A 12428-nucleotide genomic window follows, 5' to 3' on the forward strand; every position below is an offset into this window, starting at 1 on the left:
ACTGCCGTCGGGGCGTCCGGCAGATCGGGCAGGTTGATCGCCTTCAGAATCTGGTCGATCCGGCTCTCGATTTCCGCGCCAGAGCCTTTGCCTGCGATGCTGATCTTGACCAGCCAGTCTCCCAGCGGAACCATCGCCACCGCGGCCGCCGTCCCATTGGTTGGGTTCTCGTAACTGACCCGCATCGCGCTGGCCGTCTTGCTGCCGGGAGGCGCGAAGATCGTTGCCGGTTTGGTCGGCCCAGATCCGTTCCCGAGCGCGAGTGCCACGTGCGCCCGATCGAACCACAGCGGCACGCTCATCGCCGCCGGGCTGTAGACGTGAATCAGGATGGCGGTGGCGTTGTCTTCAGACACATAGCGCGCAAACACGTCGTACTCGCTGGAGGTCGTATCCTGCACCGCGTCGCGCTTGGCACCGACCAGAACCGCTGGAAACGTCATGCCGGACCGCTCGTGCCGCCAGTCACGCTCCGTGCTGGCCTCAACCGCGCGGACCATCGCTATCTGGCTGGATGCAGACGTTGCCGTCAGCGCCGCGCCAAGAACCACCAAACCCGCCAAAAGCCCCGATCGCATGGCTTGCATCCCCTGTGATTGCCCGGCCCGATCCTACCCTCTCGCGCCGCCCCCTGCCACGCCCGCACGCAACTATTCCGAGTATATTCTGTCCGCCCACCCGAAATACTGTCGGGGCAAGCAAAAAGGCCGGAGCTTTCGCCCCGGCCTTCCGTCATGGTCAGGCGTCGCGCCTTACTTGTTGGCGATCATCGCGCCGAAGTCGGCCTCGGCCATCTTCGTCTCGCCCACGTAAGCCTCGCCGCGATACTTGCGCACGCCGCCACGGGCGTAGGTCTGGGTCACGCGCAGCTCCAGCATGCAGCCCGGCAGCACCGGCTTGCGGAACTTCGCGCCCTCGATGCTCATGAAGAACACCAGCTTGCCCTCGGCCTCCGGGCCCATGGAATGCACTGCGTGCACGGCGGCGGTCTGCGCCATCGCTTCCACGATCAGCACGCCCGGCATCACCGGGTGGCCCGGGAAATGGCCCTGGAAGAAGTGCTCGTTCATGGTGACGGCCTTGATGCCAACCGCCGAGACGTCCTTCACAACCTGTTCCACCCGATCGATGAGCAGCATCGGGTAGCGGTGCGGAATCATTTCCAGAATACGCTGGAGTTCAATGGTTACGGCTTCGGCGGTTTCCGACATGAGCGCACCCCTTCGTCACAAGTGTCTGAACAAAAAATCAAATTCTGAAATCAGGTCGCCGCGGCAACCACAGGGAGGGCTGCCCCCGCAACAGGAACGGGATGCGGTTGTTCAGCACCGCATCCCGTCCCGGAAACGTCCGCCGGTGCGCCAAGGCGGCACCGGCTGCGTTCAAGCTCTTACTTCTTCGCGGCCGGCTGCTGCGCGGCCTGCGGAGCCGGCGGCGTGGTCGAGACGGTCGGCAGCGACTTCTGCATGCGAGCGATCACGTCGCCGGTTATGTCGATGCTGCTGTTGGCGAACACGACGGCGTCGCGGTTCAGCACCAGGGTCGCGCCGCGCTCCTGGATGATCTGGTTGATCACCGGACGCGAGCCCTCGAGGATCTGGTTGACCACGTGGTTCTCGGTGCGGCCGTAGTCATTGCGCATCGTTGCCACTTCCTGGTCGGCCTTCTGGGCCTTCTGCTGCAGTTCGCGCTGCTTGGCCTGAAGCACGTCCGGAGCGGCGATGCCGGATTCGGCCTGCTGCTGCAGGGCCTTGGCGTCGGCTTCCAGCTGGGACTGCAGGGTCTTCAGCTTGGATTCCAGAGCGTTGCGCTTGGAGTCCAGGGTCGGCTGAGCCGCCTTCAGAGCGGCCGATTCCTGAACGACGCGGTTCAGGTCGACAACGAGGTAAGCGGAGCGGGCAGCCGAGGCGGCCGGAGCGGCCTCCTGCGCCATGACCGGGCTGATCATCGCCAGGCCCAAACCCGCGGAGACAGCAGCGGTCAGGAGAACTTTCTTCATTTTAGAACTGAGTCCCTATGTTGAACTGGAAGACTTCGGTGTCATCACCCTCTTCCTTGACCAGAGCTTTGGCAAGGTCGATCCGGAACGGGCCGAACGGTGAATTCCACATTACGCCAATACCAACCGACACGCGCGGCTTGGCGGAATCGCCCAGCAGCTGCTCCTCGACACCGGTTGTCGTGCCGAAGGACGGATTGCGACCCACCTTCCACAGGCTGCCCACGTCGACATAGGTCGAGGTGCGCAGGCCCATTTCGCGTGCACCTGCACCCAGCGGCACCTCGAGCTCGACGCTGCCGAGGTAGTACAGTTCGCCGCCCAGCGGATCGTCGTAGGACAGACCCTCGGCCGTACAGGTCTTGGCGGTCACGCCAGCCTTGGTGCAGGTACGAACGGAGCGCGGACCGATACCGCGAATGGCGAAGCCGCGAATGCGCGGGCCACCCAGGAAGAAGCGGTCGTTGATCCGCACGTCCTCGCCGCCCCAGCCGAACACCCAGCCGCCTTCCACGCCCGAGCGCAGGATCCAGCCGGAGTTGAACAGGTTGAAATAGCGGTCGTAGTCCACGCGGCTGTTCACGTAGTTCACGCCGCCGCCCACACCGGCCACGTCCTGGCTGAAGGTGAAGCGCTGGCCCCGGCTCGGACGGATCGCGTTGTCGCGGTTGTCGAACACCAGCGTGTAACCTACGGCCGAGGTGGTGCGGTTGGACTTGCCTTCCGGACCGACGAGATCGCACAGGTAGGTGCCGGCGGTGAACAGGTTGCACTGGCCGTTGGTGAAGTAGACGCCCTTGTCCAGCGACACTTCGGCCTGAGACAGGCCATAGCGCAGGCCCAGCGACCAGAATTCCGTGATCGGGAAACCCGAGCGCAGACGGAAACCGGTGGTCACTTCCTCGTAGGTGGTCTGGCGGTCGTTATCGCCCACGCTGTTGTAGCGGAAGCTGTTCAGGTCGCGCCGGTAGACGTCGATACCCGCCGCCAGGTTCTTGTCCATGAAGTACGGCTCGGTGAACGACAGCTCCAGCTCGTTGCGGTAGCTGGAAAGCGTGAAGCTCACCCGCGCTTCCTGGCCTTTGCCCATGAGGTTGCGCTCGGTCACCGACACGTCGGCGATGAACCGCTCAAGGCTGGAGAAGCCCGCGCCGATCTGGAGTTCGCCCGTGGACTTTTCCTCCACGTTGGTTTCCAGAATGACGCGGTCAGGCGTCGAGCCCGGCTTCTGCTCGATCTCCAGGTTCTCCTGGAAGAAGCCGAGCGACTGGATACGGTCGCGCGAGCGCCGCACCTTGAAGCTGTTGAACGGATCACCCTCGGCCAAGCGGAACTCGCGGCGGATGACCTTGTCCAGCGTGCGCACGTTGCCGTTCACGTCGATCCGCTCGACATAGACGCGCGGCGCTTCGTTGACGACGAACGTAACGTCCATCGTCAGGTCTTCCTTGTTGCGGTTGATCTGCGGACGGATCTCCGCAAAGGCGTAACCGAACAGTCCCGCCGTCTCGGTCAGGCTCTCGATCGTGCTTTCGATCTGCTTGGCGTTGTACCAGCTGCCTTCCTGAATGCCGATGAGCGCGCGCAGCATCTCCGGCTTCAGGTCACGAATGCGGCTTTCCACATCGATCTTGCCGAACTTGTAGCGCGGGCCCTCTTCCACCAGATAGGTCTGGATGAAGTCGCGCCGGTTCGGAGCCAGTTCCGAGCCCACCGAGACCACGCGGAAGTCCGCATAGCCTTCGGTCAGGTAGAACTGACGCAGCTTTTCACGATCGTACGCGGTGCGGTCCGGATCGTACGTATCGTTCGAGGTCAGGAACCGCCACCAGCGGGACTGGCGGGTGGCCAGCTCGCCGCGCAGTTCGCCGTCGGAGAACTGCTCGTTGCCGATCACATTGATCTGGCGGACCTTGGACTTCGGACCCTCGTTGATCTCGAACACCAGGTCGATACGGTTCTGCGGCAGCTGGATCGCCTTCGGGTTCACCGAGGCGGCGAAGCGGCCCGAACGGCGCGCCAGTTCCAGAATGCGCGCCACGTCCGCCCGCACCTTTGAACGGGTGAAGATCTGGCGCGGGGCCAGCTTCACTTCCGGGCGCAGCTTGTCTTCCTTGAGGCTCTTGTTCCCCTCGAAGACGATGCGGTTGATGATCGGGTTCTCGCGCACCACCACGGTGATGATGCCGTTGTTGTCCCGGATCTGTACGTCGGCGAAGAATTCGGTCGAGAACAGGCGCTTCAGGGCCTGGTCGAGGATGTCCTGATCGTAGCTGTCCCCCACCGAGAGGTTCATGTACGAGCGGACCGTCTCCGCCTCCAGGCGCTGGTTGCCCTCGATCGCAATCGCCCGCACCACGCTCATCTGAGACGGCGCGATCGGTGCGACCGGCGCGGACTGTCCGCCAGCCTGCCCCCCGGCCGGTGTTGCGGGCTGAGCCGCCTGCGGTGCCGGAGCCTGCTGCGCTGGCGCGCTCGGCCCGGCCGGTCCCACCTGCTGTGCTTCAACGGCGAACGGCGTCAGTGCCGTCGACACCGTCAGGATCGCAGCCAGCGTTGATGCAGAAGACCGGATATTACCCCTAGAACTCACGCGCTTTGCCCCTGTCCCGCTGAAGCCATATTAGAAAAAATCAAGATTACGCGCTCAACCGAGAAGACCCGAGAGCCGGTCCCAGAGCCCGAAGGATGCAAGATCGTTCCACGTCAAGAAGACCATCAACGACACCACCAGCGTAAAACCGGCAAGAAACGCCCATTCCTGCACCTTCTGGCTGACCGGACGGCCACGGACAGCCTCGATCGCGTAGAGAAACAAATGGCCACCGTCAAGCATCGGCACCGGTAGCAGGTTCACGAAGCCGAGGTTCAGAGAAATCAGTGCCATGAAACTGATCAACGTCAAGAGGCCGAGCGAAGCATGCTGTCCGGAAACCTGCGCGATCTTCACCGGACCGCCCAACTCCTTCACCGAGCGGTCGCCGGTGATGATCTCGGCAAGGCCCCGCGCCATCATCACGGTCAGATCGATGGTCGCCTCGGTGGCGTAATAGAAGGATTCGATCGGCCCCCGACGCACAAGCTCCGGCATGCCCCCCATCAGACCCACCTGCCCACGAACGTAAACGTTGCCGAACGGGTCCTTGTCCTCGATCCGCTGCGGCGCAACCGTCAGCTCGCGCTCGACGCCGTTGCGGTCCACCACCACGCGCAGCGACCCCTCGCCGGGGTGCAGACGGATGCGGTCACGCACCTCCTCGAAGGTGTCCACCTTGCCGCCGTTCACGGAGAGGATGAGGTCGCCCGGCTCGAACCCGGCTTCTGCCGCCGGGCTGTTCGGCATCACGTCAGACACCCGTGCCGGGGTGTACTGCTGGCCGATGGTCATGAAGAAACCGGCGAAGATCAGGATGGCGAACAGGAAGTTCACCAGCGGCCCGGCCGCCACGATGATCGCCCGCTGCCACACCGGCTTGAGGGCGAACGTCCCTGCCCGCTCCTCCGGCGTCATGGCGGCAATGGCCTCGGGGCTCGGCATGCTGGCCCCGTTGGCGTCCCCCGCGAACTTCACGTAGCCGCCGAACGGCAGCGCCGCCAGCTTCCAGCGGGTGCCCGCCTTGTCGGTCCAGCCCAGCAGCTCCCGGCCGAAGCCGATGGAGAAGGTGTCGATACGGGTCTTGAAGATGCGTCCGGCGATGTAGTGGCCCCATTCGTGAATGAAGACCAGCACCCCGAGAACGACGAGGAAAATCGCGATGGTGAAGAAGAGACCGGGCTGCGGCAGTTCAACCATCCGTTTTACCTTTTCCCTGCCGCCACCGCGGCCCCATTTCGTGCCAGAACCGCAGTCTCCGCCGTCCGCCTGGCTTCGCTGTCGATAGCCATTACGTCGGCGAGGCTGCCGATCTTCGGCGCTCCAAGCTTGTCCAGAACGTCCGCCACGATTGCGGCGATATCAAGAAAGCCGATCCTGCCATCAAGGAAAGCCTGAACCGCCACCTCATTAGCAGCGTTCAGCACGGCCGGAGCGCCTTCGCCAGCCCGAAGCGCCGACCAGGCCAGATTCAGCGCCGGAAAGCGTTCCGGATCCGGCGCCTCGAAGGTCAGCTTTCCAATAGCCGCCAAGTCCAGGCGCTTGCTGGGGGTTTCGATTCGATCCGGCCAGGCCAGCGTGTAGGCAATCGGCGTGCGCATGTCCGGCGTGCCGAGCTGAGCCAGAACCGAGCCGTCCACATACTCCACCAGCGAATGCACGACGGACTGCGGATGCACCAGCACGTCCAACTGCTCGACCGAAACCGGGAACAGATGGTGCGCCTCGATCAGCTCCAGCCCCTTGTTCATGAGCGTTGCCGAATCGATAGAAATCTTCGCGCCCATCGACCACACCGGGTGAGACAGTGCCTGCTCCCGGGTCACCAGCGCCATCTCTGCGCGAGACCGCTCGCGGAACGGCCCGCCGGAGGCGGTCAGGATCACCCGCGCCACCCGTTCCGGGCGCTCGTAGTCGAATACCTGGTGGATGGCGTTGTGCTCGGAATCGACCGGCAGCAGCCGCCCGCCGCTGTCGTTTGCCGCGCGGGTCACGATATCACCGGCGCACACCAGCGATTCCTTGTTGGCCAGCGCCACGGTCGCGCCGCGCTGCGCCGCCTTCAGGGTCGGTTGCAGGCCCGCCGCGCCCACGATGGCGGACATCACCCAGTCCGCGGGGCGCTCCGCCGCGTCCACCACGGCTTCCGCTCCTGCAGCAACCTCGATGCCGGTGCCGGCCAACGCCTCCTTCAGCGCGCTGTATGCGCTGGCGTCCGCCACCACGGCGACTTCAGGGCGAAACTTGCGTGCGGCCTCGGCCAGCTCCACCACGTTGCTGTTCGCCGTCAGCGCGACGCAGCGGTACTTGTCCGGGTTGCGCCCCACCAGATCGAGCGTCGAGCGGCCGATCGAGCCGGTAGCCCCCAGAATGGTGATCGGCCGTGCACTCACAGCAATGCTCCTATCCCCAGCCCGAACAGTTCGGCCAGCGCGACCAGCGGGGCCGCGGCCACCAGACCGTCCACGCGGTCCATGATACCCCCATGTCCGGGCAGGATACTTCCAGAATCTTTTACATCGAATGCACGTTTCAGCGCGGATTCGCCCAGATCACCCATCTGGGAGACGACCGCCAGCACCGCCGCGCCGCCCGCCAGCCAGATCGCCTTCTCCAGCGGCAGGCCGAAGAGCGCGCCCAGCACCCAGCCGGACAGCGCCGCGCCAATCGTGCCGCCGATCAGGCCGGACCAGGTCTTCTTCGGAGAAATGCGCGGGGCCAGCTTCGGCCCGCCGAAGCGGCGGCCCGCAAAGTAGGCGCAGGTATCGGTCATCGCGACCGCCACCATCACCCAGAGAACGATCTTGAAGCCGTCCGGCAGGTGGCGCAGCCAGGCCAGCGCCAGCGCGGGCACGGCGGCATAGATCAGCCCCGGCCCCACCCAGCGCAGGGACCGCTGCTTCAGCACCAGTCCTGCGAGCCCCAGAAAAGCCCCGCCGCCGAGGGTGAGCGCGAACCCCATCGGCCAGTTGCCCGCCCCGGCAAGGCCGAAGCCGGCCGCCAGCAGCGTGAGCGCCAGCAGGTAAACGATGCGCGGCTGACCGGCACCGGTGACCGTGCACCACTCCCGCAGCACCAGCGCGCCGATCACCAGCGTCAGGGTCAGGAAAGCAAGGCCGCCCAGCCACAACAGGCCGATAGCGACGGCGGCCATCACCACCCCGGCAATGGCGCGCACTTTGAGATCGGATTTTGCCGGTTCAGAGCCGGTATGGACCTGTTCTGTGGACACGGGAACTCACCGTCCGCCAAAGCGCCGGTCGCGCTGCGCAAAGTCGGCGATGGCCGCTTCAAGGGCTTCCCGGTCGAAGTCCGGCCAAAGGCACGGCACGAAGATCAGTTCCGCATAGGCGGCCTGCCACAGCAGGAAGTTGGAGAGCCGCTGCTCGCCGGAGGTGCGGATGATCACGTCCGGATCCGGAATGTCGTGGGTCAGCAGGTGGCTTGCCACCGTCTGCTCGCACACCGTCTCCGGGTCGATCTCGCCCGCCTTCACCTTGCGGGCGATCTCCCGCGCGGCAGCGGCAATCTCTGACTGGGCGCCGTAATTCAGCGCCAGAATGAGCGTAAGCCCGCTGTTGGACGCGGTAAGCGCTTCGGATTCCTCCACCAGCGCCACCACGTCCTTTGACAGGCGGGTGCGATCGCCGATCACCCGGAGCCGCACGTTCTGGCGGTTCAGCTCGGAGACCTCGTTGCGCAGGTAAACCCGCAGCAGGCTCATCAGATCGTCCACCTCTTCGGGCGGACGCTTCCAGTTCTCTGACGAGAAGGCGTAGAGGGTCAGGTACCCCACGCCCATTTCCGCACAGGCCGTGACCGTGCGGCGCACGGCCTCCGCACCCTGCCGATGGCCGAGGGCGCGCGGCAGCAGTCGCCGCTTCGCCCACCGGCCATTGCCGTCCATGATGATCGCGATATGCCTTGGCGGCGTATGCGCGGCCGGAAGAGAGGGTGCGGTCGCGGTCAACGTCAGCCTATCACTTACCGAGGATCTCTTTTTCCTTCGCGGCGGTCACCGCGTCGATCTCACCGATGATCTTGTCGGTGATCTTCTGGATCTCGTCGGCGCGGCGCTTGTGGTCGTCCTGACCGATGTCGCCGTCCTTCTCGGCCTTCTTCAGGGCGTCCATGCCGTCGCGGCGCACGTTGCGCACGGCAACACGGGCCTTCTCGGCATACTGGTTGGTGAGCTTGGCCAGTTCCTTGCGGCGCTCTTCCGTCAGTTCCGGAATCGGCAGGCGGATCACCTGGCCTTCGGCAATCGGGTTCAGGCCGAGGCCGGAGGCGCGCAGCGCCTTCTCGACAGCGTTGGCGTTCGAGCGGTCCCACACCTGAACCGACAGCATGCGCGGCTCCGGCGCGGTGACGGTCGCCACCTGGTTCAGCGGCATGTTGGCGCCGTAAACTTCCACCACGATCGGATCCAGAAGCGCCGTGGAGGCGCGGCCCGTCCGCAGGCCCGCGAAGTCGTGCTTCAGGGTTTCCAGCGCGCCGCGCATCCGGCGCTCAAGGTCGGCTTTATCGTAGCTGCTCATAATATCTTGCCCCGTTGTCAGGCTTCGTTGCTGATAATGGTTGCCGTGCCGGTGCCTTCAAGCACCCGCGCCAGGTTTCCATGTTCGTGAATCGAGAAAACAACAATCGGGATGTTGTTGTCACGGCAGAGCGCGACCGCGGAGGCGTCCAGCACCTTCAGGTCGTCTGCCAGAACCTTGTTGAAGCTCAGCGTATCGTAGCGAACCGCATTCGAGTCCTTCTTCGGGTCGGCGGTATAGACGCCGTCCACCTGCGTGCCCTTGAGCAGGCCGTCGCAGGCCATTTCCGCGGCGCGCAGGGCCGCTGCGGTATCGGTGGTGAAGAACGGATTGCCGGTGCCGGCTGCGAAGATCACGATGCGGCCCTTCTCCATGTGCCGCACCGCGCGACGCCGGATATAGGGCTCGCACACGCTCGACATCGGAATGGCGGACAGAACCCGCGTCTCGACGCCCATGTGCTCCAGTGCGTTCTGAACCGCCAGCGCGTTCATCACGGTCGCCAGCATGCCCATGTAGTCGGCCGAGGCCCGGTCGAAGCCCTTGGCGGCTGCCGCCAGCCCGCGGAAGATGTTTCCGCCGCCCACGACCAGACAGATCTGGAAGCCCGCGTCGCGCGCCAGCTTCACCTCGATCGCGATCCGCTCAACCGTCGCCGGATCGATACCGTACTGCCCGGTGCCCATCAGGGACTCGCCGGAGAGCTTGAGGAGGACCCGGTTAAATCGCCGCCGCGCCGTCATAGTCCCCGTCTCTCCTGATCTCTGTGTTCGTTGAAGCGTCCCGAACCTGAATGGACGGACGCCGGTCTTCAGACAAGCAAAACCGGCCAGCACCATAATGGGGCTGGCCGGTCCTGCCAACAGTTCGGTTTAGTTGGTGCCGGCAGCAGCGGCAACTTCGGCTGCGAAGTCGCTGGCCTGCTTCTCGATGCCTTCGCCCAGCTGGAAGCGCAGGAAGCCCTTCAGGGCAACCGGAGCGCCAACGTCCTTGCCGGCCTGGGCAACAACGTCGCCAACCTTGGTCTTGCCGTCGATCACGAAGACCTGGCTCGTCAGAACCACTTCTTCCTTGAACTTGCGCAGAGCGCCTTCGACCATCTTCTCGACGATCTCGGCCGGCTTGCCCGAAGCAGCGGCCTTCTCGGCAGCGATGGCGCGCTCACGCTCCAGCACTTCCGGATCGATGCCGGTCTCGTCCAGAGCCAGCGGGCTCACGGCCGCCACGTGCATGGCGATCTGCTTGCCCAGAGCTTCCAGCTTTGCAGCGTCGCCGGCCGATTCGAGCGCGACCAGCACGCCGATCTTGCCGATGCCCGGTGCAATGGCGTTGTGCACGTAACCGGCAACCACGCCCTGCGACACTTCCAGGGTGGCCGCGCGGCGCAGCGACTGATTCTCGCCGATGTTGGCGATGTTCTGGGTCAGTTGCTCGGAGACGGTGCCCGAACCGCCCGGGTAGGCAGCGTTGGCCAGAGCGTCCAGATCGTCGCCCTTTTCCAGAGCGATCTCGGTCACGGTGCGCACGAAGCTCTGGAACAGCTCGTTCTTGGCAACGAAGTCGGTTTCCGAGTTCACTTCAACCAGGGCGCCCTTGGTGCCGGAGACGGCAACGCCGATCAGACCTTCGGCCGCAACGCGGCCTGCCTTCTTGGCAGCGGCGGCCAGACCCTTGGTGCGCAGCCAGTCAACGGCCGCTTCCAGGTCGCCATTGGTCTCGTTCAGCGCCTTCTTGCAGTCCATCATGCCTGCGCCGGTCTTCTCGCGCAGTTCCTTCACCAGGCTCGCAGTAATCTCAGCCATGTCTCATCCCTTCGGTCTGATCGCAGTCGTTACCGGAAACGTGCCACCTCGCAAACCGGCCCAGTGCTCGCCAAGCCCAGCCCTTCAAGCCTTTGGCCCTTAAGCTCCCGGCCCTATTCAAGCCCAGTGCTTTGTCAGGCCCTTATGCTCCCTGAGCCCACCTCTGCAATTCGGAGGGCTCCGCCAAGCCTGCGCCGCTCGTGCCGCTGCGAGGGTCCATGTACGCGGGAAAATCTACTGTCGGATACCGCGATGGAGTCCCGCCATAATCGGGGACTAACACGTTAATGTGTCAATGCGTTGAAAAACGTCGTTACGTCAAAGAACGTCACTGAGCTTGGAACATCATGCTTGGAACATTTGCCCGAAACATCAGCGCGCCCGAAAACGCAATCACGCAGGCAAAACGCCCAAGGCGGGCCCGCTGGCCTTGCAGCCGGCGAACCCGCCTCCGGGGTTTGTCTTACTGGGCAGCCGGAGCTTCGGCCACAGCCTGCTCGACCGGCTGCTCGAGAGCGCCGATGTCGCGGCCCTTGCGAACCTGCTCACCGACCTTGCCGTCCAGAACGGCGTCGGCGATCGCGTCGCAGTAGAGCTTGATCGCGCGGGAAGCGTCGTCGTTGCCCGGGATCGGGAACGCAATGCCGTCCGGCTTGCAGTTGGTGTCAAGGATGGCGATCACGGGAATGCCAAGGGTGTTGGCTTCGTGAATCGCGATGTTTTCCTTGTTGGTGTCGATGATGAAGATCACGTCCGGCAGACCGCCCATGTCGCGGATACCGCCCAGGGACTGGGACAGCTTGTCGCGATCGCGGGTCATGCGAAGAATTTCCTTCTTCGTCAGACCGGAGGTCGAGGACGACAGACGCTCTTCGATCTGCTTGTAGCGGCGGATCGACTGGCTGATCGTCTTCCAGTTGGTGAGCATGCCGCCCAGCCAGCGGTGGTTGACGTAGTACTGGCCGCAGCGGGCTGCTGCTTCCGCCACCGGATCCTGAGCCTGACGCTTGGTGCCGACGAACAGCACCTTGCCGCCGGCAGCCGTCACGTCACGGACGAACTGCAGGGCGCGTGCCAGCAGGGGCACCGACTGCGACAGGTCGATGATGTGGACACCATTGCGCTCGCCGAAAATGTACGGCGCCATCCGCGGGTTCCAGCGGTGGGTTTGGTGACCAAAGTGTGCGCCAGCTTCCAGAAGCTGCTGCATCGTAACGACGGGAACCGCCATCCGTTTTCTCCTTCTCCAGTTAGTATCCGCCGCGGAGGGTTCGGCCTTTCGGCCCACCGGGAAGGCTCGCCTCCGCGTGTGAGATGGCGGGGGCATTACCCCAGCCCGGAACAGAAATCAAGCAACCCGTTCAGTCAAAAAGCACTCCGGATCAAGAAGACACCGGGTCAAAAGCACTGGGCAAGCCAGAGCGATGGCAGCTCTTTCCGCCAAGGGGGTCTCAACCCCCTTGGCAATTCCCCTGTCGTTTCATCGGACCGCGCTC

Annotated in this window: 12 protein-coding genes; all 12 read right to left on the minus strand. The window is 64.3% G+C overall.

The genetic code is table 11. The annotated features are described in order from the left end of the window. A partial coding sequence (locus VIG90_RS15780; protein ID WP_331594475.1) for a hypothetical protein occupies nucleotides 1-578 on the minus strand: 578 nt, incomplete at its 3' end. A gap of 174 nt (nucleotides 579-752) precedes the next feature. Further along, a complete protein-coding gene (gene fabZ, locus VIG90_RS15785) occupies nucleotides 753-1211 on the minus strand; it encodes a 3-hydroxyacyl-ACP dehydratase FabZ (protein WP_331594476.1) in 459 nt (152 codons plus the stop codon). Between the two features lie 179 nt (nucleotides 1212-1390). Further along, nucleotides 1391-1999, minus strand: coding sequence for an OmpH family outer membrane protein (locus VIG90_RS15790; protein WP_331594477.1), 609 nt, complete (start codon nucleotides 1997-1999; stop codon nucleotides 1391-1393). Between the two features lies 1 nt (nucleotide 2000). After that, nucleotides 2001-4592 (minus strand): outer membrane protein assembly factor BamA, encoded by a 2592-nt coding sequence (gene bamA, locus VIG90_RS15795; RefSeq protein WP_331594478.1) that lies wholly within the window; start codon nucleotides 4590-4592, stop codon nucleotides 2001-2003. Nucleotides 4593-4646: 54 nt separating this feature from the next. Beyond that, nucleotides 4647-5792, minus strand: coding sequence for an RIP metalloprotease RseP (rseP, locus tag VIG90_RS15800; protein WP_331594479.1), 1146 nt, complete (start codon nucleotides 5790-5792; stop codon nucleotides 4647-4649). A gap of 5 nt (nucleotides 5793-5797) precedes the next feature. Then, nucleotides 5798-6985: a 1-deoxy-D-xylulose-5-phosphate reductoisomerase gene (locus tag VIG90_RS15805; protein ID WP_331594480.1), complete on the minus strand. Its 1188-nt coding sequence runs from the start codon at nucleotides 6983-6985 to the stop codon at nucleotides 5798-5800. Next, nucleotides 6982-7824 carry a phosphatidate cytidylyltransferase gene (locus VIG90_RS15810; protein ID WP_331594481.1) on the minus strand — a complete coding sequence of 281 codons (843 nt, stop codon included), beginning with the start codon at nucleotides 7822-7824 and terminating at the stop codon, nucleotides 6982-6984. Before VIG90_RS15810 ends, VIG90_RS15805 begins: the two co-directional genes overlap by 4 nt. A gap of 6 nt (nucleotides 7825-7830) precedes the next feature. Then, on the minus strand, nucleotides 7831-8568 hold the full coding sequence (locus VIG90_RS15815; protein WP_331594486.1) for an isoprenyl transferase: 738 nt from the start codon (nucleotides 8566-8568) through the stop codon (nucleotides 7831-7833). A 4-nt stretch (nucleotides 8569-8572) separates the two neighbouring features. Beyond that, entirely contained in the window at nucleotides 8573-9130 is a 558-nt protein-coding gene (gene frr, locus VIG90_RS15820; protein ID WP_331594482.1) for a ribosome recycling factor, read from the minus strand. 17 nt (nucleotides 9131-9147) lie between these two features. Then, a complete protein-coding gene (gene pyrH / locus VIG90_RS15825) occupies nucleotides 9148-9873 on the minus strand; it encodes a UMP kinase (RefSeq protein WP_331594483.1) in 726 nt (241 codons plus the stop codon). Nucleotides 9874-10002: 129 nt separating this feature from the next. After that, nucleotides 10003-10932, minus strand: a complete 930-nt coding sequence (gene tsf / locus VIG90_RS15830) for a translation elongation factor Ts (protein WP_331594484.1) — start codon at nucleotides 10930-10932, stop codon at nucleotides 10003-10005. 463 nt (nucleotides 10933-11395) lie between these two features. Next, nucleotides 11396-12163 carry a 30S ribosomal protein S2 gene (gene rpsB, locus VIG90_RS15835; RefSeq protein WP_331594485.1) on the minus strand — a complete coding sequence of 256 codons (768 nt, stop codon included), beginning with the start codon at nucleotides 12161-12163 and terminating at the stop codon, nucleotides 11396-11398. Between the last annotated feature and the right edge of the window lie 265 nt (nucleotides 12164-12428).

Source organism: Pedomonas sp., assembly GCF_036515995.1.
Taxonomy (GTDB): domain Bacteria; phylum Pseudomonadota; class Alphaproteobacteria; order Sphingomonadales; family Sphingomonadaceae; genus Pedomonas.